This is a genomic window from Cupriavidus sp. 01L43 (assembly GCF_056399925.1).
Genome location: NZ_JBFTSH010000006.1, coordinates 111,377 through 131,774, shown reverse-complemented (window position 1 = coordinate 131,774; position 20,398 = coordinate 111,377). Strand labels below are relative to the sequence as shown.

19 protein-coding genes are annotated in these 20,398 nt (G+C 68.3%); 6 read left to right on the top strand and 13 right to left on the bottom strand.

What is annotated here, in order from left to right; all coding sequences use genetic code 11:
• Positions 1–87 precede the first annotated feature (87 nt).
• Genes AC1DP9_RS12920 through AC1DP9_RS12910 form a run of 3 tightly spaced genes read right to left on the bottom strand, consistent with a single transcriptional unit; the run spans position 88 to position 4,308 of the window.
• Entirely contained in the window at positions 88–1,632 is a 1,545-nt protein-coding gene (locus AC1DP9_RS12920) for an MFS transporter (protein WP_477107565.1), read from the bottom strand.
• Positions 1,633–1,639: 7 nt separating this feature from the next.
• Positions 1,640–2,818, bottom strand: a complete 1,179-nt coding sequence (locus tag AC1DP9_RS12915; protein ID WP_092295182.1) for an HlyD/EmrA/EmrK family protein — start codon at positions 2,816–2,818, stop codon at positions 1,640–1,642.
• A complete protein-coding gene (locus AC1DP9_RS12910; RefSeq protein ID WP_477107564.1) occupies positions 2,815–4,308 on the bottom strand; it encodes an efflux transporter outer membrane subunit in 1,494 nt (497 codons plus the stop codon). Before AC1DP9_RS12910 ends, AC1DP9_RS12915 begins: the two co-directional genes overlap by 4 nt.
• Positions 4,309–4,554: 246 nt before the next feature.
• On the opposite strand from AC1DP9_RS12910, the gene AC1DP9_RS12905 reads away from it, so the two are divergent.
• Positions 4,555–5,541 (top strand): alpha/beta fold hydrolase, encoded by a 987-nt coding sequence (locus AC1DP9_RS12905; protein WP_092295178.1) that lies wholly within the window; start codon positions 4,555–4,557, stop codon positions 5,539–5,541.
• Positions 5,542–5,572: 31 nt separating this feature from the next.
• The gene (locus AC1DP9_RS12900) at positions 5,573–6,280 is read left to right on the top strand and encodes a cysteine hydrolase family protein (protein WP_477107563.1); all 708 of its coding nucleotides are present in this window, start codon (positions 5,573–5,575) and stop codon (positions 6,278–6,280) included.
• 6 nt (positions 6,281–6,286) lie between these two features.
• Here AC1DP9_RS12900 and AC1DP9_RS12895 read toward each other — a convergent pair whose 3' ends face one another.
• From AC1DP9_RS12895 to AC1DP9_RS12870, 6 genes are all read right to left on the bottom strand, one after another.
• Positions 6,287–6,853, bottom strand: coding sequence for a LysR family transcriptional regulator (locus AC1DP9_RS12895; protein ID WP_477107562.1), 567 nt, complete (start codon positions 6,851–6,853; stop codon positions 6,287–6,289).
• Entirely contained in the window at positions 6,745–7,269 is a 525-nt protein-coding gene (locus AC1DP9_RS12890) for an isochorismatase family protein (RefSeq protein ID WP_477107561.1), read from the bottom strand. Before AC1DP9_RS12890 ends, AC1DP9_RS12895 begins: the two co-directional genes overlap by 109 nt.
• Before the next feature lie 103 nt (positions 7,270–7,372).
• On the bottom strand, positions 7,373–8,431 hold the full coding sequence (locus AC1DP9_RS12885; RefSeq protein WP_477107560.1) for a VWA domain-containing protein: 1,059 nt from the start codon (positions 8,429–8,431) through the stop codon (positions 7,373–7,375).
• On the bottom strand, positions 8,428–9,450 hold the full coding sequence (locus AC1DP9_RS12880) for a DUF58 domain-containing protein (RefSeq protein WP_477107559.1): 1,023 nt from the start codon (positions 9,448–9,450) through the stop codon (positions 8,428–8,430). Before AC1DP9_RS12880 ends, AC1DP9_RS12885 begins: the two co-directional genes overlap by 4 nt.
• Positions 9,428–10,441, bottom strand: coding sequence for an AAA family ATPase (locus AC1DP9_RS12875; RefSeq protein ID WP_441645765.1), 1,014 nt, complete (start codon positions 10,439–10,441; stop codon positions 9,428–9,430). The genes AC1DP9_RS12880 and AC1DP9_RS12875 overlap by 23 nt, the downstream gene beginning before the upstream one ends.
• 12 nt (positions 10,442–10,453) lie before the next feature.
• Positions 10,454–11,404 (bottom strand): S1C family serine protease, encoded by a 951-nt coding sequence (locus AC1DP9_RS12870; protein ID WP_477107558.1) that lies wholly within the window; start codon positions 11,402–11,404, stop codon positions 10,454–10,456.
• A gap of 76 nt (positions 11,405–11,480) precedes the next feature.
• Here AC1DP9_RS12870 and AC1DP9_RS12865 point away from each other — a divergent pair, with 76 nt between their 5' ends.
• Positions 11,481–12,545: a VWA domain-containing protein gene (locus AC1DP9_RS12865; protein ID WP_092295159.1), complete on the top strand. Its 1,065-nt coding sequence runs from the start codon at positions 11,481–11,483 to the stop codon at positions 12,543–12,545.
• A 59-nt stretch (positions 12,546–12,604) separates the two neighbouring features.
• Here AC1DP9_RS12865 and AC1DP9_RS12860 read toward each other — a convergent pair whose 3' ends face one another.
• The 4 genes from AC1DP9_RS12860 to AC1DP9_RS12845 all read right to left on the bottom strand — a co-directional run bounded on the left by AC1DP9_RS12860 (position 12,605) and on the right by AC1DP9_RS12845 (position 16,137).
• Positions 12,605–12,988: a hypothetical protein gene (locus AC1DP9_RS12860; RefSeq protein WP_477107557.1), complete on the bottom strand. Its 384-nt coding sequence runs from the start codon at positions 12,986–12,988 to the stop codon at positions 12,605–12,607.
• 153 nt (positions 12,989–13,141) lie between these two features.
• Positions 13,142–14,332 carry a CaiB/BaiF CoA transferase family protein gene (locus AC1DP9_RS12855; protein ID WP_477107556.1) on the bottom strand — a complete coding sequence of 397 codons (1,191 nt, stop codon included), beginning with the start codon at positions 14,330–14,332 and terminating at the stop codon, positions 13,142–13,144.
• Positions 14,333–14,349: 17 nt separating this feature from the next.
• Positions 14,350–15,345, bottom strand: coding sequence for a tripartite tricarboxylate transporter substrate binding protein (locus tag AC1DP9_RS12850; protein WP_092295153.1), 996 nt, complete (start codon positions 15,343–15,345; stop codon positions 14,350–14,352).
• Positions 15,346–15,375: 30 nt separating this feature from the next.
• Positions 15,376–16,137 (bottom strand): enoyl-CoA hydratase/isomerase family protein, encoded by a 762-nt coding sequence (locus tag AC1DP9_RS12845; RefSeq protein ID WP_477107555.1) that lies wholly within the window; start codon positions 16,135–16,137, stop codon positions 15,376–15,378.
• An 80-nt stretch (positions 16,138–16,217) separates the two neighbouring features.
• On the opposite strand from AC1DP9_RS12845, the gene AC1DP9_RS12840 reads away from it, so the two are divergent.
• The 3 genes from AC1DP9_RS12840 (at position 16,218) to AC1DP9_RS12830 (ending at position 20,398) form a co-directional block, all read left to right on the top strand.
• Entirely contained in the window at positions 16,218–16,895 is a 678-nt protein-coding gene (locus tag AC1DP9_RS12840) for a GntR family transcriptional regulator (RefSeq protein ID WP_092295149.1), read from the top strand.
• A 105-nt stretch (positions 16,896–17,000) separates the two neighbouring features.
• Positions 17,001–17,744 carry a CDP-diacylglycerol diphosphatase gene (locus AC1DP9_RS12835; protein WP_477107554.1) on the top strand — a complete coding sequence of 248 codons (744 nt, stop codon included), beginning with the start codon at positions 17,001–17,003 and terminating at the stop codon, positions 17,742–17,744.
• Positions 17,745–17,923: 179 nt separating this feature from the next.
• Complete coding sequence (locus AC1DP9_RS12830; RefSeq protein ID WP_477107659.1) at positions 17,924–20,398, top strand: type VI secretion system Vgr family protein; 2,475 nt, start codon at positions 17,924–17,926, stop codon at positions 20,396–20,398.

The window sequence follows — 20,398 nt, the reverse complement described above, 5'->3', positions numbered from 1 at the left end:
GGCGCCTCGGAAAAGCCAGGAGCCGTCAATGTATCTGATGCGTCAGTCAATGGGAAGGGCGTGCGCCGAGGCCAGCAAGCCGGGCGCTCAGCGGATCACCTTCTGGGTCAGGCTCACGACGATGGCCAGCACGGCCACCACGGCGAGCGCGCGGAAGTGGTCGAGATTGGCCAGCAGGGCGGATTGCTGCGCGAGCACCTGGGCGATCTGCGCCGTGGCGAGTTCGGCGGCGCGCACCGGATCGGACGACGCGGCAATCGCCGCCGTGAAGCGCGCGTGGGCGTCCTGGAACTGCGGGCTGTTGAGGTGGATGGTGTCATGCAGCGTGCTGTAGTGCCGCGTGGTCAGCCATTGCTGGCCCACCGTGGCGATGGTCACGCCCAGCGCCTGGCCGAGCTGGCCGAGCATGTTCTTGGTCTGCTGCGCGTTGGAGAACACGGACTCGTCGTGCGCCACGCCGCTGAAAGTCTGCATGGCCGTCACCGGCATCAGGATCATGATGAAGACCCCGTAGAACGCGAGCGCCGGCAGCACGTGGCCCCACAGGTCGGGCGCGGGTGGCATCCGGCTCATCATCCAGGCCGAGATGGCCAGCGACAGAAAGCCGGCGACGAAGTACTTGCGCGGACTGGGCCAGCGCGGCAGCAGGCGCGAGACGGTCAGCCAGGTGAGCACGCCCGCCGACAACCCCATCGCATAGAACTGCCCGGCGGTGGACCAGGCATGCCCGAGCGAGCGCTGCAGGACAATGGGCAGCAGGTAGCCATTCGCGCCCAGCGTGACGTAGCAGAACGTGAACAGCGCCAGCCCGCACAGGTAGCGCGGCTCGACCAGATGGCGCAGCCGCAGCAGCGGACGTTCGCTGCGGGACTCCGTCCAGATGAAGCCGAGCAGGGCGGTGCCGCCCGCGATGGCGCCGATCACCAGCCAGAGCCGGTCCGCGTAGAAATCGTAGTAGGAACGCTGCAGCACATACAGGACCAGGAAGCTGCCCACGGCCAGCGCGGCGAGGCGCAGTGGATGGGCATCCGAGCGTTGCGTGGGCGGCGCCGTGGCCTCCGGCAGGACGCTGGTGGCCGGGAGCAGCGCCAGCGTGCACCCGGCCACCAGCCAGAAGATCAGCGGCCAGCGGTCCGCGCTGACGATGGCGGAGGCCAGCCAGGGTGCCAGCGCCATGCCGCAGCACACGCCGGACGCCAGCGCCTTGATGCCGAAGAATCGCGCCGGGCTGGGCGGGATCAGGTTCACGGTCAGCCGCGACGACGTCACCATGCCGGCACAGCCGAGCGCCATGACCATGCGGGCGACCAGGAAGGTCTCGTAGCTGTCGGCATGGGCGCACAGGAGCGCCCCCAGCGCCGCCGCCGCCAGCGACCCCTGGACGTAGCGCCGCCATCCCACGCGCTCCACGATCCAGCGCTGCAGCGCGATCACCACCACCGCCACGCTGGCGTAGGCCGCCGCAACGGTGCTGTACTGGTCCGGGCTCGCGCCGATCTCGCCCATGATCGGCGCGGCGGAGAAGGCCACCATGCCGTTCTGGAGGAAGTCGATCGTGGTCAGCGCGCCTATCGTCAGCAGGAGACGTCGGGGAGGCGCGGAAGGCATGGCGGAGGTCATGGCGGAGGTCATGGCGCGCCTAGGAGTTGTCGTCGATGATGCGGCGCACGTGCGCTTCGGCGCGCGCCAGTTCGTCCGCGAACACCGTGGTGCGGTAGTTCTGGCTGGAGGCGTCGATGGCCACCAGCCGCTTGCCGTCCCGGGCGCGCGTATCGACGGCGACCTTCATCGACAAGCCGATCTGTAGCGGGTGGGCCGTCACTTCCGCCGGGTCCAGCGCGATGCGCACCGGCACACGCTGCACCACCTTGATCCAGTTGCCGGTGGCGTTCTGCGCCGGCAGCAGCGCAAACGCGCTGCCGGTGCCGGCGTCCTGCCCGATGACCCGGCCGTGGTACACCACCCGCCGGCCGTACAGGTCGGTGGTCAGCGTCACCGGCTGGCCGAGGCGGATATCGCGCAACTGCGACTCCTTCAGGTTGGCCGTGACCCACAGGTGATCCAGCGGCACCACGGACATCATCGACACGCCCGGGCTGACGCGCTGCCCCACCTGCACCGAGCGCTTGGTCACCACGCCCCCCACCGGCGCCAGGATGCGCGTGCGCGAGAGGGCGATGCTGGCATTGCGCACCTGCGCGGCGGCGGCGAGCACATCGGGGTGAGACCCCACCGACGTCCGCTCGACCAGCGCCTGGTTGCGCTTGAGCTGCTCGCTGGCCATGGTCAGGGCGGCCTGTGCGGCGCGTACAGCATGGCGCGCATGGATCAGTTCTTCGCCCGAGATCGCCCCGCTGGCGACCAGCGCCGAGCGCCGCGTCATGTTCTCCTGCTCCCGCGCCAAGTCGACCGTGCGCAGTTCCACATTGGCGCGATCCTGGCCGACGGCGGCAAACTGCCCGCGCACCTGCCGCACCGTGCGGGCGAGCTGGGCCTGCGCGGCCGCCAGCGCCAGCTGGGCATCCACGCCATTGAGTTCGACCAGCGTCACGCCCGAGGCGACCAGATCCGTGTTGTCGGCGAGGATCGCGGTGACCACGCCGCTGACCTGCGGCGTGACCTGCACCACGTTGCCTTCGACATAGGCATCTTCGGTGGAAACCTGGTCCCGGCCGTATTGCAGCCAGTAGCCGGCCGCGCCAGCAAGCAGGAGGACGAGCAGGACGCCACCGGCGATGCGCCGGCGCCGTGCCGGACGGAGATCGACGGGCGGCGCGGCGGTGGCTTGCGCGGGCGTGGGCTGGCTGGCGGGATTCATGATGCGCTCCGGGTGGCCGCACCGGCGCCTTGGGCCGGCGCTGTCGCGGTGTCATACCCGCCGCCCAGCGCGCGGATCAGTTCGAGGTGCAACGTACGCTCCTGGGTTTCAAGGTCGATCAGCAATTGCTTCTGTTGCAGGACCTGGCCCTCGGCCGACAGCACCTGCAGATAGTTGCCCACGCCGCTGCGATAGCGCGACACGGCCATGTCATAGGCTTCCTGCGTCAGTCGCAGCGCCTGTTGCTGCTCGTCGGCGCGCTCGGCATGCCAGCGCAGGGACACCAGCTGGTTGACCACATCGTGCAGCGCGGTAATCAGCGTGGCGTTGTACTGCTCTGTTGCGGCGTCGTACTCGGCCTGCCTGACGCCGAGGTTGGCGCGCAGCCGGCCCCCGTCGAAAATCGGCAACGATAGCGCCGGGCCGATGCCAAGGGTGCGGCTGCCCGCGGTAAAGAAGTCGGACAGGCTCAGGCTGGACAGCCCGGCAAAGGCGTTCAGGCTGATGTTCGGATAGAACTCGGCCTTGGCGGCGCGGATGTCGTGGCTCGCCGCTTCCACGCGCCAGCGCTGCGCCACCACATCCGGCCGGCGGCCGATCAGTTCGGCCGGCAGGGTGGCCGGCACCGCCGCCGCGTAGCGGTCGCGCAGTTGCGGGGGGCGGATGTCGGCGCCGGCATCCGGCCCCTTGCCCGCCAGTGCCGCGAGCTGGTTCTGGGTCAGCGCGATGATCTCGTTGATGGCGGCAAGGCGCTCGCGCGTGGCGGGGAGGGCGGCTTCGGCCTGCTTCATGTCGAAGGCCGAGTCGAGTTGCGCATCCACGCGCCGGCGTGTCAGGTCGAACGTGTTCTGGCGCTGGCGGTAGGTCTGCTCGGTCAGCGCGCGCTGGGCGTAGGCGGCATCGAGCCGCAGGTAGGTGCGCACGACGGAGGTGGTCAGCATCAGTTCCGCTGCGTGGTAGTCGACCTCGGCGGCGCGCACGCGGTCCAGCGCGGCGTCGAACGCGGCGCGGTTCTTGCCCCAGAAGTCGAGTTCGTAGCCGAGACCGAGCTGCACGTCACTGGCCCATTTCCAGCTGCCGCCGAGCGGGGGTGGCACAAGGCCGTTCTCGCTGAAGCGCTGGCGCGTGGTCCGGGCGTCCAGGTTGACCTGCGGATACAGGGCGGCTTCGGAGCGGCCGGCGAGCGCATCGGCCTGGCGCACCCGCGCGGCGGCGATGCGCAGCGTGGGTTGCCCGGCCAGTGCCGTTTTCACGAGCGCGGTGAGCTGCGGATCACCGAAGCCTTCCCACCATGCGCGGTCCGGCCAGGCGGCCGGCGACAGGGGCGTGTCGGCGAGCGATGCGGTGGCGGCCAGGCGGTTGGGGTCATCGACCGTAGCTTGGGTCTTGAGCCCCTTCATGCTGGCGCAGCCCGGCAGGAATACCGCTGCGCCCAACACGCCAAGGCATACCCAGGCCGGCACGGTACGCGTCTTTGGCTTCGCCATCATTGCTTCTCCGCAACCTTCGCCCGGACGACATGGCCGGGGCTGAACATCGGCCCCGACGACAGGCCGGTTGCCTGATACCAAAGTAGCGGTCGGCCCCGCACGCCGGTAGTGCCCCGCCGGCGCGCACGGTGTTGCCGGAGAGGCACCAATCCTGTGGGTGTTTTCGTTGTTCAATGGGAACCAGCAACAAGCGCACTGTCGTTCACCCCCGATTCTCAACCTCGCAGCAAAACAAGGATCTTCGCCATGTCTTCCGATCAGAGTCTCCCGAATCGCGTGTCACGTCGTAACCTGCTGCTCGGCAGCGCCGCCGCAGCCTCCGCGCTGGTGGCCACCAGCATTCCCGGCGGCGCCGAAGCCGCACAGGCCGCCAAAGGGGCCAGCGCCTCGGCAGCGGGCAAGCCGCACGGCAGCTACATCACCGCCCGCGACGGCACGCAGCTCTACTACAAGGACTGGGGATCGGGTCGGCCCGTAGTGTTCAGTCATGGCTGGCCGCTGCATTCCGATAGCTGGGAATCGCAGATGCTGCTGGTAGCCAGCTCGGGCTTCCGCGCCGTGGCGCATGACCGTCGTGGCCATGGCCGGTCGAGCCAGCCGTGGGAGGGCAATGACATGGACCACTATGCCGACGACCTCGCCACGGTGATCGAAACCCTCGACCTGCGCGACGCCATCCTGGTGGGCTTCTCCACCGGCGGCGGCGAAGTGGCGCGCTACCTCGGCCGCCACGGCACGCGTCGCGTGTCCAAGGTCGTCCTGGTCTCGGCCGTGCCCCCGGTGATGGTCAAGACGCCGGCCAACCCGAACGGCCTGCCGGTGGAGGTCTTCGACGGCCTGCGCGCGGCCCAGCTCGCCAACCGCTCGCAGTTCTATCGCGACGTGCCGTCCGGCCCGTTCTACGGCTACAACCGTCCGGGCGCCAAGCCGTCCCAGGGGCTGATCGATGCCTGGTGGGCGCAAGGGATGCAGGGCGGACACAAGAACACCCTGGACTCGATCAAGGCCTTCTCAGAAACCGATTTCACCGAAGACCTCAAGAAGATCGACAAGCCGACGCTGATCATCCACGGTGACGACGACCAGATCGTGCCGATCGACGCCGCCGGCCGCGCCTCGGCGAAGCTGATCAAGGGCTCCAAGCTGATCGTCTACCCGGGCGCGCCGCACGGCCTGACCGACACCCACAAGGAGAAATTCAACGCCGATTTGCTGGCGTTTATCCGCAGCTGACCTGCGCAACTTCACCTGAAAGGCCCCCACCATGTGCAATGCCAACCCTGCCTACAAGGACCCGGCCGAGCCGGGCCTGCCCAGCGCCGACCTGACGCTGGACCTCGCGCGTACCGCGCTGGTCGTGATCGACCCGCAGGTCGATTTCATGAGTCCCGAAGGGCGGAGTTGGGGCGTGGTGGGGGAGAGCGTGACCGAGCAGAACCTGGTGCCCAACCTCGTCCGCCTGTTCGCGGCGGCGAAGCAGGCCGGGATCTGCGTCGCCATCTCTCCGCACTACTATTTTCCGCACGACCACAAGTGGAAGGTGGCGGGACCGGCGGAGATGTTCCAGCATGCCGTCGGCATGTTCGACCGCCCCGGCGCGCTGACGCTGGAGGGCTTCCGTGACTCGGGCGCCGACTTCATGCCCGAGCTGAAGCCTTACATCGAGGACGGCGAGACCATCATCTGCTCGACCCACAAGCTCTATGGGCCGCAGGCCAACGATCTGGTCCTGCAGTTGCGCAAGCAGCGGGTGGATCAGGTCATCCTCGCCGGCATGGCGGCCAACCTGTGCGTGGAGTCCCATCTGCGCGACCTGCTCGAGCACGGCTTCGAGGTGGCGGTGGTGCGCGATGCCGTGGCCGGCCCCAAGCTGCCCGAGGGTGATGGCTACCATGCGGCGCTGGTCAACTTCCGCTACATCGCCAACGCGCTCTGGGACACCGACGAGACGCTCAGGCGGCTGGCGCGGTAAGCCGGTTCAATCTGCCCGGTCGTCCATCCGATAGTGCGCCGCCATGAATTCGACGAAGGCACGCGCACGCGGCGTGAGATGTCGGGTGTGGGGGTACAGCGCGTAGTAGTGGCTGGTGCTGTCGGCCAACGGCGTGCTGCTGATGCGCAGTGCCACGTCGAAACGCTCGGCCACCAGATCCACGAATTGGTCGCTGCACGACAGGTCCAGGGCGAAATCGGGAAAGCTTGCCTGGAAGGCCGGCAGCCAGTCCGGCAGCTCCAGCGTGCCGATGGCCAGCGGCACTGTCACCCGCAGCGGCCCGGCGAGATGCTCGCGCTCGCCGGTCATCGCCGCTGTCATGGCGTCCAGGCGCGCGGGGATGTCGAGGCTGTACTGGTGATAGCGCTCGCCCGCCGCGGTCAGCGCGAAGCGGCGCGTGGTGCGGTTCAGCAGCTGCACGCCCATGGCGGCTTCGAGCTGCTTTAACTGCCGCGAGACGGTGGAGTGCGACATGTCGAGCCGCTCCGCCGCCGAGAACCCCTTGGTCTCGACGATGCAGCAGAAGATGCGCATGGCAAGCAACTGATCCATGAAGTATCGCGATGTGTCCGGCCAAATGAGAAACGCCCCGCAGGGCGCAGCATGCCCGGCTCGAACGACACCGTGTCCCCATCGGCCGCAAACAAGGCGGAGCCGGCCGGCGCCACATGCTGCACCTGGAACACCGGCATCCGCGCCTGATCCGCGAACGCCACCAGCCGCTGCGCCTGCGCCAGCGCACGCCGGCCGTCCGGGATGGGCAGCCGGCCGGAGAAGTATTCCTTCTGGAAGTCGATGATGACCAGCGCGGTGGTGCTGGCCTCGAGATGGTCGATGGGCTGGGCGCCGAGAATCGCGCGGATACCCGGATGCGGGTTCGCCCCGGCGGCGCCGGTCGATGCGGCCGATACGACGAGCGAGACCCCGACGGTAGCGAAGCGCAAATAGCGTGGCAGATGGAAGTTCATGGAAGGGCTCCTCAGGAAAGAGGCGCCAGTCTAGGTACCGCCACGCTGCACTACAACGCCATGCGCCGCACAGGATTTGTGCGGCGGCTGCACAGGCGGCGCCCTACAACACCCTCCCAAACCACCACAGCGACAGCAACCCGGCGCAGCCGGCCAGCAGGGCGCCCAGCGCGGCGAAGAAGGCGGTGATTTCCACCTGGTTGCGTTTGTCGAACGCCAGCTTGGCGCTGAGGGCGCGGTAGACCTTTTTGAGCTGGCTGGCATCTTCCAGGCGGAAGTATTCGGCGCCGGTCACGTCGGCCACCTGTTTCAGGACCTTTTCGTCGAGCTTGACCCGGGCCGACCAGCCGTCCACCGAGAGCACCACGCCGTCCGTCGTGCCCACGCCTACCGTGTAGATGCGGACGCCGTGGGCGGCGGCGAGTTGGGCGGCCTGGACCACCGCCGGGCCGGCGTTGCTTTCGCCGTCGGAGAACAGGACGATGGCGCCCGAGGCGTAGGAGCCGGGTCGCTTGTCGCCGTCGCTACCCAGCGCATCGGCGGTCTTCTGCGGGGGGATGTCGTCGTCCATGAGGAGCGCCGCGTCGGGGGTGGCCTGCGGGAGCAGCGTGGTGAGCGCGATCAGCAGGCCGTTGCCGAGTGCCGTGCCGCCCTGCGGTTTCAGGCGGTCGATGGCGCTGGCCACGTCTTCCCGGTTGCGGCTGGGCGCGTGCGCCACGGCGGCCGTGGCGGCCATCGCCACCACGCCCACCTTGACCCCCGAGGGCTGGGCGTCCAGCAGCACCTTGGCGGCCTGCTGGGCGGCGCGAATGCGGCTCGGCTTCACGTCCTGCGCGCGCATGCTGCCGGACAGGTCCATCACCAGCATGACGGTATCGATGCGGGACGGCAGCATCAGCACGGCCTGCGGGCGGGCGATGGCGAAGATCAACGCGCTCAGGGCCAGCAGCGCCAGCACGGGCGACACGTGCCGGCGCCAGCCGGCGCCGCCCGTGGTGGTCAGGCCGACGCTGCGCAGCGCGGGATAGTGCACCGCTGCGCGGCGCCGGCGCGCATCGAGCCAGACATAGCCGGCCCCCAGCACCAGCACGAAGCCGAGCAGCCACAGCATTTCAGGCCACAGGAAACTGAAGAGGGGCAGGCGGCTCATCGCATCGATCATGCTGCCCCCGCGCCGCTCGCGGCCCCTTGCCGATGGCGTCGCTGCCGGGCGAAGTGCAGCAGCGCCAGATCGAGCCGGGCGTAGGTCGACAGGGTCAGGCACTCCACGCCGGCCCGCGCGAAGCCCTGCCGCAACTCCGCCTCGCGCGCCTCCGCGGCGGCCGCAAAGCGCTTGCGGAAGGCCGGGTCATGGGTGTCGACGAACATCTGCTCGCCGGTTTCGGCATCCTGCAGCACCACCAGCCCAAGATCAGGCAGGGCCACTTCCAGCGGATCGACCAGCCGCACGGCGACGATTTCGTGGCGCCGGGCCAGCATGGCGAGCGAGGCCTGCCAGCCCGGCGCGCTGATGAAGTCGGAGACCACGAACATCACGGAGCGGCGCTTCGCCACGGACCGCGCGCGTTCGAGCAGGTCGCGCAGCCGGGTGTCGCCCGGCGAAGCGGCGGGCGTGGCCTGCATGCGGTCGAGCAGGTGCAGCAACTGGCGGCGCCCCGCGCGCGCCGGGATCACCGAGGTGGCGATCTCGCCCGCGCCGCCGTAGAACACCGCGCCTACCCGGTTGCCATAGCGCGTCAGCAGCAGCGCCAGCACGGTGGTGAAATCGTTCAGCAGGTCGCGCTTGCGCACGCTGCCGGAGCCGAAGTCGATCGAGCCGCTCAGGTCCAGCAGGAACCAGACTGCCACCTCGCGGTCTTCCTGGAACTCGCGCACATGCGGCGTCTGCAGCCGCGCGGTCACGTTCCAGTCGATGTGGCGCACATCGTCGCCGGGACGATATTCGCGCAGATCGGCCAGGTCGAGCCCAAAGCCGCGGAACAGGGTACGGTAGTCGCCCTGGAGCATGCCGTCCAGCCGGCGCACCACGGTCCATTCCAGGCGGCGCACCAGCGCCTCGGTCTGGCTGACGCGCGGGCCGCCCAGCGGCGCCTCCGCAGGCGGGGGGACCGGCGGGAGCGGGGCGGCGGCGGCAATGCCGTCCGCGCCGGCCCGGCGCCTACCGAACAGCCGCCCGAGCATGGGTTTCCAGTGGCCGTTCCGGCACCGGCAGGGCCTTGAGGATGCGTGCGATCAACTGGTCCGCCGTCACGCCATCGGACATGGCCTCGTAGGAGAGCGCCAGCCGGTGGCGCAGGACATCGGGCACCAGATCCACCACGTCCTCGGGCACGGCATAGTGCCGGCCGCGCAGGAAGGCCAGCGCGCGGGCGCCTTCGATCAGGCCGATGGTGGCGCGGGGGCTGGCGCCGAAGGACACGTAGCGATCCATGTCGGCGAGATCGTAGTTGCCGGGCTTGCGGGTGGCCGCCACCACGCGCACCGCGTACTGGATCAGTTCCGGGTCGACATAGACCTTGCGGCAGGCTTCCTGCAATTCGACCAGATGCTCCGGCGTGGCAATCGCCCCGACATGGATGCGCGGGCCGGTCACGCGATTGACGATGACAACCTCCTCCTCTTCGCTCGGGTAGCCCACCAGCACCTTCATCATGAAGCGGTCCACCTGCGCCTCGGGCAGCGGGTAGGTGCCCTCGGTCTCGATCGGGTTCTGGGTGGCCATGACGAGGAAGGGCGCCGGCACGCGATGCGTCTCCCCGGCGATGGTGACCTGCTTCTCCTGCATCACTTCCAGCAGCGCGCTCTGCACCTTGGCCGGGGCGCGATTGATTTCATCGGCCAGCAGCAGGTTGGCGAACACCGGCCCGCGCACGGTGGAGAACTCGCCGGTGCCCTGGTTGTACATGCGCGTGCCGACCAGGTCCGCCGGCAGCAGGTCCGGCGTGAACTGGATACGCTTGAACGTGCCGCTCATGGTGCGGGCGAGCGTGTTGACGGTCAGCGTCTTGGCCAGGCCCGGCACGCCTTCCACCAGCAGGTGCCCGCCAGCCAGCACGGCCACCAGTACCCGCTCCAGGAAGTGGTCCTGCCCCACCACCACGCGCTTCACCTCGTACAGCAGGCGTTCCATCAGGTTGGCGCTGTCCGCAGCGCTCCGGGCTTCGTCGTTCATAGGCCTCCGCGTCTAGAAGGGGGAAGATCCGATGGATGCGCCGGCACTTTCGATGGTGATGGCAAAGCCAATACCGAGGAAAGTGCCGTCCTTGTTGGGGTTGAGGATGGCCGTGACGATGCCCACCACCTCGCCGTTCATGTTGACCAGCGGCCCGCCCGAGTTGCCCGGGTTGGCGGCGGCGTCGAACTGGATCAGCTTGTCCAGCTTCTGCTTGTTGTCCGGCGAGATGAACTGGCGGTCCAGCCCGGACACCACGCCGGCGGAGACGGACGGGCCGATGCCGAACGGAAAGCCCACCGCCACGACTTCGGCGCCGGGCGCCAGCTCCCGGCTGGAGCCGAGCGTGGCCGCCGGCAGGTCGTCGGGGATGGATTTGGCCTGCAGGATGGCGATGTCCTTTTCCGGAATCGCCTGGAGGATGGACGCCTCGGCGACATGCCCGTCGTGGAAGCGGATTTCCACGCGGCTGGCATCGGCAATGACGTGGTGATTGGTGATGACGATGCCACTTTCCGTCACGACCACGCCGGTGCCGATCTGGCGCTCTTCGGTCTTGTGGTCGGGCATGCCTTCCGTGGCGATTTCGTCACGCGGCGGGGCGGGGGCCGGCGCGGGCGAAGGTGCGGAGGATTTTGGCGAGGATTTCGGCGACGGCTTGGTGTGTGCCTTGGCGGATGGCGCCGGCTTGCTGTTGGGCGCCGCCGGTGCCGGTTGCGCCTTGTCTTCCCCGGGCGCGTAGCTGCGGACTTCCACCACCGACTCGCGCACCGCCTCTGCGGCGCGCGCCGTGCGCGACGGCAGGCTCTTGGTTTGCAGCGTATGGAGCACGGCCGAGTCGATGTCTGCCTGCGTGGGTGCGCGCGGCGGGGCCGGCTGCATCAGCCAGGCGGAGCCCACACCCAAGGAGAAAACGAGCGCGACTGCCGCCGAGAGCCATCCGTAGATCGTCACCCGTTTCATTGCTGCTCCCGAGGTCCCGTCCCGCCGTTGGAAAATACAGTACCATCGTTCTCACTCACGCGCCAAGGAGCAGGGCATGCAGTTTCTCTGGCCGCAAATGCTCTGGTTGCTGCTGGCGCTCCCGCTGCTGGCCGCGGCCTATCTCTATCTGCTGGCACGGCGTAAGAAGACCGCGCTGCTTTATGCCAGCCTGACGCTGCCCCGCGCCGCGCTTGGCACGCGCCAACGCCTGCGGCGCCATATTCCACCCCTGCTGTACTTCGTGGCGCTGGCCCTGGCGCTACTGGCCTGCGCGCGCCCCAGCGCCACCATCACCCTGCCATCGGACACCGTCACGCTGGTGCTTGCCATGGACACCTCGCGCAGCATGGAAGCCACCGACGTGGCGCCCACACGCATCAGCGCCGCGCAGCAGGCGGCGCGGGACCTCATCATCGGCCTGCCGGCCAGCGTGCGCCTGGGCATCGTGTCCTTCGCCACGACTGCCACGGTGGTGCTGCCGCCCACCAACAACCGGCAGGACATGCTGGACGCCATCGAGCGCTTCCAGCTCCAGCGTGGCACGGCCACCGGCAGCGGGCTGATCCAGGCGCTGGCGGTGCTGTTTCCCGACGATGGCATCGATCTCGAGGACATCCTGTTCAATGGCATGTCAGCCCGCCCCGGGCGCGGCCCGCGCTCGCTGGACGAGGCCGCGTCGGCCGATGCCGCGCGCAAGCGCGATCAGGAGCGGGAGGCGGTGCAGCCGGGCTCGTACCGGCACGGCGCGGTGATCCTGCTGAGTGATGGGCGCCGCACCACCGGCCCGGACCCGGCGGAAGCCGCGCGCATGGCGGCCCAGCGCGGGGTGCGTGTCTATACCGTGGGATTTGGGTCGACGCAGGGCGGCGCGGCGGGGGAATCGAACCTGTCTTACTTCATGCAGCTCGATGAACCGGCGCTGCGCGCGGTGGCGACGATGACGGGTGGGGAGTACTTCCAGGCCGGGTCGGCGGCCGACCTGAGTCAGGTTTATCGCCAGCTCAGTGCCCGCTTTGCGATGGAGCGCAAGGAAACCGAGGTGAGCGCGCTGCTGGCGGCGGCGTCGGTGGTGTTGCTGGTGGCGGCCTGCGCCTTGTCGATGCTGTGGTTCCGGCGGTGAGCGCTGGCACGCCGGGGCACCAGCGCGGTGCCTCGGCGTGCCGGGCTGAACGGGCTGGATCAGGCCCCGTCGAGGAAACTGCTGCGCTGGCCGAGCCGCGAGCCTAGTGCGTCGGGCGGCAAGGTGGTGTTCGCTGCCGCGCTCGGGTCCATCGCCGGACTCATGGTGGGGGCGGGGGTGACGGTTGCCGCGATGGGCGCGCCAGCCGACGGCGGCACGCCGTACTGGACCGACTGGCCGGAGCCTTGCGCATAGGTGTCGGGTGCAGCAGGCGGCACGCCTTGCTGCACGCCCACCGGGGACGGCGCGGCCGACTGCATCGGCGGTTGACCCTGTTGCGCCGGTTGCATCGGCTGGGCCGGCAGCGTCTGCTGCGCCAGCAGCGGATAAGACGCGATCATCGCACCAGCCATCAACAGGGATTTCGCCAGATGTTGCTTCATTCGTGTACCTCCTAAAACGCCTACAGGCATGGGAGTGACCACTGTAGCGTCGAGGCACCTGACATTCTGTTTGATTGTGCAACTGTCATTTACGAGCCTTGCCCGTCACGGCAAGGCCGGTTAGTTACGCGCGCGAACCCTGATTAGCGGGGCCTACACCCGGAACTCGGCCAGCAGCCGGGCGCGGTCCTGGTCGAGCGCCGGCGGGTTGCGCACGCCAGAGAGCGCGTCCGCCGTGCCGATCTTGATCGGGTTGCCGGCCACGCGCAGCGCCTTGCCATCGCCGATGCCGATGTCCAGCAGCATGCCGCGCGCCGCCACGTGCGCGTTCTCGACCAGCTCCGGCACGCCGTTGAGTGGACCATGCGGCACCCCGGCGGCTTCCAGCGCAGCTTCCCACTCCGCGGTGGAGGCATCGGCCAGCCGGGCTTCCAGCGCGTCTTTCAGGATGGCGTGGTGCTCGTTGCGGGCCGGCACCGTGGCAAAGCGCGGGTCGCGCGCCCATTCCTCGCGCCCCAGCGCCGCGCAAAGTGTGGTGAACAGCGCATCGTTGCCCACGGCGATGACGATGAAGCCGTCGCGCGTGGCGAACATGTCGAAGGGGGTGATCGACGGATGCCGTGTGCCCAGCGGCTTCGGCACGCCGCCCGTGGCCGAGTAGCGTGCGATCGGGTTCTCCAGCAGCGCCACCTGGCAGTCGAGCATCGAGATGTCCACGCGTTCGCCCAGCCCCGTGGCCGCGCGCTTGAGCAGCGCGGACTGGATGCCGATGGTGGCGTACAGCCCCGCGCCGATATCGCCAATCGATACGCCCACGCGCGCCGGGTTGCCACCGGCCTCGCCGGTCACGCTCATCAGGCCGCCCATGGCCTGCACCACCATGTCGTAGGCGGGGCGGTTCCGATAGGGGCCGGTCTGCCCGAAGCCGGAAATCGACGCGAACACCAGGCGCGGGTAGCGCGCGTGCAGGGTCGCCCAGGTGTAGCCGAGCTTCTCCATCACGCCGGCGCGGAAGTTCTCGATCAGCACGTCGGCCGACTCCAGCATCTTTTCGAGCACCTTGCGGTCGTCGGCCTGCTTTAGATCCAGCGCGATCGATTCCTTGTTCCGGTTGATGGAGGCGAAGTAGGCCGACTCGCCATCCACGAACGGGCCGACCTGGCGCGAGTCGTCGCCGCCGTTGGGGTGCTCGATCTTGATGACGCGGGCGCCAAGGTCGGCCAGCATCATCGTGCAGTAGGGGCCGGACAGCACCCGCGTGAGATCCACCACCGTGAGGCCCGCCAGCGGCAGCAGGCTCTGGCCCGCCGGAGGCGTGGGGGTGGGATTGGCCGGGTTTGTCATTGCATGCTCCATGTCATTCAATCGATCTTCGCGCCGCTGGAGACCGCCAGGTCCACGCCGATCCGGCCTTCGCGCGCCGCGTATTCCTGGAATTCGGCCACCGAGGCGGAGACCGCCACTTCGTCGCCCTGCATCAGGAATTTCTTCTTCAGTTCGGGGTTGGCCATGACCTTGGCGGTGGCCGCGTAGAGCTTGTCGATGATCTCGGGCGGCGTCTTGGCGGGCGCGAACAGGCCGTACCACGCGGACAGGTCGTAGCCCTTCACGCCGCCTTCGGCGATGGTCGGCAACTGGGGGTTGGCCGGCGAGCGCTGGGCGGACGTCACGGCAATCGGCACGATCTTGCCGGTGTCGATCATCGGCTTGACGGACGGCGCCGTGCCGAAGGTGAGCTGCACGTCGCCGGCGGCCACGGCCTGCGCGGACGGCGCGCCGCCCTTATACGGCACGTGGGTCATCTTCACGCCGGCCAGCTTGGTGAAGTAGACGCCGGCCAGATGCGTGATGACGCCGTTGCCGGAGGACGAATAGTTCAGCGAGCCCGGGTGCGCCTTGGCCTGCGCCACGAGGTCCGCCACGTTGCGGATGCCGATGTCCTTGTTCACGGCCAGGATCATCGGCGCCGCCACCAGCCGGGTGATGGGGATGAAATCGGACGGCTCGTACTTGATGTTCTTGTAGAGCACCTTGTCGCCGCCCATCAGGCTGGCCGTGGCGATGTAGAGCGTGTAGCCGTCCGCCGGCGCCTTGGCGACGAACTCGGCGGCGATGGTGGTGCCCGCGCCGGGCCGGTTGTCGACGATGACGGGCTGGCCCAGTTCGCGGCTCAGCGCATCGCCATACAGCCGTGCCGTGTTGTCCGCGCCGCCGCCGGCGGGAAAGCCGATGACGAGGCGGATGGGTTTGGTCGGGTACGCCGTCTGCGGCGAAGCCTGTGCAGGCAGTGCGGTGGCGACGAGGGCCAACGTGGCCAGGGCGGCCAGTGACTGCGTGGATACGGGGGTCTTTTTCATGGTGTGTGTCTCCTCCGGGTAGCTGTATCGCTACTTGCCGCTGAATACCGGCTGGCGCTTTTCCTTCCACGCCGCCGCGCCTTCCCGGAGATCTGCCGAGATCTCCGAGCGATGGATGTCCCGCGCCAGCGCGTCGGCATCGAGCGTGCCGCGCGCCAGCGCGTTGAGGTGCTGCTTCATGCCGAGCAGGGCGATGGGCGCCATGCCGGCAAGCTGGGTGGACAACTGGTCCACCCGCGCGTGGAGCGCCTCCGGCTCGACCATCTCGGTCAGGAAGCCGATGTCCAGCATGGTGGCGGCGTCGATCCGGTCAGTGGTCAGAAACAGGCGCTTGGCGGCGTTCAGGCCGAGCCGCGAGACGTAGCGCGCCATGCCGCCGCGATAGAAATGCAGGCCCAGGCGGGCGGCCGGCATAAACATGTCGCAGCCGGGCACGCCGATGCGGAAGTCGCACGCCAGGCAAAGATCGGTGGCGCCGCCGTAGACGCCGCCGTTGATGGCGGCGATGGTGACCGGGCGGGCGGCTTCGATGACGTCCATGACTTCGCCGAAATTCAGCGCGCCTTCGTCGGCCTTGCCGGCCAGCGAGCCGATGTCGTAGCCGCTGCAGAAATACTTGCCGGCGCTGACGAAGCGGAGCACCAGCACGCGCTCCATCTCATTGACCGCCTCGATGTGATGCCGTATGGCGCGCAGATCACCTGGGTTGAGCCGGTTTGCCACCTCGGGGCGGCGTAGCGCGATGGTGGCGATGGGGCCGTCCACAGTGAGCAGAGGCGAGTTATCATCCATTCCGAAATATCTCCCGGTCGTCTTGATATATTCACGAAGCCTACAGATATTTTCTATCCGGAACAAAAGAGGGTATACCCGTGCAATCACTCCAGGATCGCATCCGAGAAAACGTGGTGTCGGCCATTCAGACCGGCGCGCTGCCCCCGGGGGCACAGATCGACGAGAAGGCGCTGGCCGACGCGTTCGAGAGCTCGCGCACGCCGGTGCGCGAGGCGCTGCTGATGCTGGCCGCTCAGGGGCTGGTGACCATCGTGCCGCGCGCTGGCATGTTCGTGCACCAGCCGACCGCCGCCGAACTGGTGGCGATGTTCGAGACGCTGGCCGAGATGGAGGGCGTGGTGGCGCGGCTGGCAACCCAGCGCATTACGGCGGCCGGCAAGAAAGTGCTGGCCAATGCGCACGAAGCGGCAGCCGAGCACGTCGAGCGCGGGGATACCGCCGGCTATATCGAGGCCAATCGCAAATTCCACGACGTGCTGTACCAGGCGGCAGCCAATCCGTTCCTGTCCGAGCAGATCGTGCAGTTGCGCCGCCGGCTGGCGATCTACTGGCAGAAGAAGGGGCTGATCAACGACGCCCGCGTGCCCAGCTCCCACCGCGAGCACGGGCATGTGGTGGAGGCGGTGCTGGCGGGCCATGCCGACGTCGCCGCCGAGGCCATGCGGACGCATATCTCGGCAGGCGGCAAGGCCATCGCCGATCTCGTGCTGCTGGCCAGTGCGGCGGTGGACCAGGGCGGCGTGCAATCCAGATAGCCAGTCCGGCCCTATGGTAGAAATGCCACACAACTTCTGGTAACTCTCCCGGGTCAGGCGCGCGCCCGCGCCCCAGGCATCTCACCCATACCCAGGAGTTTTCCGATGCGAGGTTTGTTCGTCGCGATCATTGCGGCCTGCGTTTCGGCCGTGGCCAGCGCGGAGATCGTGTGGCCGCCGAATGCCGTCGGCGGTTTCACCCGCAACGGTCTCTGGCGCAACGTGCAGGCGCGCTGCCTCACGGACGGCACGCCGCGCCACGCCGACTGCGCCGTGGTCGATCGCGACCGGGGCCTCGTGCTCTACAAGGACTACGTCGGCGCCTCGCACTACCTCGTGATTCCCGATCATTCCGTCAGCGGTGTGGAAGACGCGCGCGTCTGGACGGGCACGCGCGCCAACGGCTGGGCCTTCGGGTGGGAAGAACGCCAGATCGTGGCGAAGGCGGTCGGCAAGCCCCTGCCCGATACGCTGATCGGCCTCGCCGTGAATTCCCGGGGCTCGCGCAGCCAGGACCAGCTCCATATCCATCTGGATTGCATCAGCGGCGCCGCTCAGAAGTTTCTGAACCAGAGCGGCATTTCGCCGGCATGGGGGGAGTTCACGTTCGCGGGGAAGCGCGTCCGGGCGAAGCGCGTGCCGGTGGACCAGCCGGTGCTGGCCTTCAATCCGTTCGATGAGGTGCATCGCGAAACGGCGGGCACCGCCGGCGACACGCAGGACCGCGGCATCTTTCTCGCTTACGCGGGCGGCGGCTTTGTCGTCGTGGATGAGCCGGTCGCTCTCGCGCCGGCCAACAACGGCCATGCCAGCGATTTCCTGGACCGTGGCTGCAAGCTAGGCCGATAGATCGGGCCCCTGGGAAGGCGCCGGCCTGACCTCAGGCAATTCCGAGAAAGCCTAGGAAATTCAAGCAATTAGTCACACATGACGTAGCGCAAACAGCGCGCTTTGGGCGCTTCCGGCGCCATCGAAACGGAGTACGGTTCTGCCGCAAATCCGAGTCGATGGGGAAGGAAGTGGAAGCAATAGCGCAGCGGAAGGAATACTGGGCGGACGACGGCGACGCCCGGCTGAAGAGGAGGCAGGTCTACTACCTCGACGTGCCCGGCGCCGCGAATGCCGCCGCGCTGTCGGTGGTGTCATTCACTGCCGAAGAACGGCTTGGCGAGACCTACGTCGTCACGGTGCAGTTCACGCACCCGCTCGAACTCGAGCGTGCCGACTATCTCGGCAAGGCCGCCACCTTCCGCATTGACCATGGCGACCCCATCGACGGGGCCGCGCCGCGCCAGTTCGCCGGCTGCATCACCCGGCTCAGCCGGCTCCAGCGCTCCCGCGACCTGTTTAGCTACGAGGCCGTGGTCGAACCGCTCGCCGCACGGCTGAAGCTCACGCAGGCCAGCCGCATCTACCAGCACCAGACCGCGCCGCAGATCATCGAGGCCATCCTGCGCCGGCACGACCTGCAGGGCCATCAGTTCGCCTTCCGGCTGCGCCGCAAGTATCCGCAGCACGCGTTCCGCTTCCAGTACCAGATGTCCGACTGGGCCTACATCCGGCTGCTGATGGAGCAGGAGGGGCTGTACAGCTACTTCGTGCCCGGCAAGTTCGGCGAGATGCTGGTGGTCGGGGATGACATCGACCATTACCTCTACCAGCCGGAACTGCGCGTGCCGTACCGCGAAACCGCCGGGCTGGAGGCGGGCGTGGAGGCGGTGCTGGCGCTGCAATCTCATGCGACGACCGTGGCGGCGTCATTTCGCGTGGCCGATTACCACCCGGGCAGCGCGTGGGAGCGCTTCACCGGCGAGGCCAACGTCGCGCGCAAGGAGGCGACGACCTACGGGCAGTCCTATGTCTTCGGCACCCATCATCTGGACTTCGAGGGCGGCAAGTGGGAGGCGCAGCTACGCCATGAAGCGGCGATGGCCGGCCAGTTGGTGTTCTCGGGCGAGAGCAACGTGCTGGACCTGCGCCCGGCGCGCATCCTCCGCATGGATCTGGCGCTGGCGGAGGCGCCGAACGGGCAGGTCATCACCGAGGTTATCCACACCGGCGCGCGCGATGCCGCCTATCGCAACACGTTCAAGGCCATTCCCTCTGACCGGCGCTTCCGCCTGCCGCTGGCCGAAGACCGCTGGCCGAGGATCCAGGGCACGCTGTCTGCCCGCGTGACCTCGCCGGGCCAGTACAAGTACGCCTACCTGACGCAGCAGGGGCACTACACGGTCCGCTTCGACCTCGATTTCGACACCTGGCCGAACGGCGGCGAAAGCGTGCCGCTGGCGCTGGCCAAGCCGTTCGCCGGGGCGAGGCAGACCGGCTTCCACTTTCCGCTCGTCGATGGCACCTATGTGGACGTGGCCTTCCGCGACGGCAATCCGAACAAGCCATACATCGCCCACGTGCAGCACAACAGCCAGCACGAGGACCTGATCACCAACCGGGACCGATGGCTGTCTCGCAACGTGATCCGCACCCAGAGCAATAACAAGCTGCGTTTCGAGGACTGGGAGGGGCAGGAGGGCGTCAAGCTCTCCACCGACTTTGCGCGCAAGTCGCAGCTGAATCTCGGCTATCTGGTCGACGACAAACGGCAGAAGCGCGGTGAGGGCTTCGAGCTGCGCACGTCCGGGTGGGGCGCCATCCGGGGCGGCAAGGGCCTGTTCCTGTCGGCGGACGACCAGCCCAGCGCCAAGGGCCCACAGCTCGGCATGGACGCGGCCCGGGGTTTGCTCCAGCAGGCGCTCAGTCAGGCCGAAGCGCTGGCCTCCGCCGCGCAGGCGGCACAGGCGGTGGCGGCAGACTACGGCCGCCAGAAGGCGCTGCTCGACAACACGCTGGACACCCTCAAGCAGGCCGGCCTGCTGGCCAGCGCCCCGGCCGGCATGGCGCTGGCGTCTGGCGGCGACCTGCAACTGAGCGCGAGCCAGAACTTGATCGGCACATCGGGTGGCCACGCGGACTTCAGCGCGCTGAAGCGCTTCACCGTCGCCGCCGGCGAGCTGGTGTCGATCTTCGCGCAAAAGCTCGGCATCAAGCTGTTCGCCGCGCGGGGGCCCATCGACATCCAGGCGCAGAGCGACGACATGCGCCTGCTGGCCGACAAGAACGTCACCATCAGCAGCGCCAACGGCCGCGTGGTGATCGAGGCAGAGAAGGAACTGCTGCTGAAGTGCGGCGGCTCGTATCTGCGGTTGTCGCTCACGGGCATCGAGGACGGCACGCGTGGGGACCGGATCATCCGCACGGCCGCTTACACGCTCGATCAAAAGCAGTCGCTCTCGCAGGCAATGAATACGTGGAAGCACGCGGAGTTCGATGAAGCGTTCACGGTCCGGTGGCCGTTCGACGACGAGCCCGCCAGCCATGAGTCGTATGCCGTGCTCCGCGACGACGGCAGCCGCATTCGTGGCGCGGCCGATGCGGAAGGCAAGACGTCGCTGCAGAAGAGCCTCTTCGCCGAGAGCGTCGACCTGCTTTGCCCATTGAAATCCTGA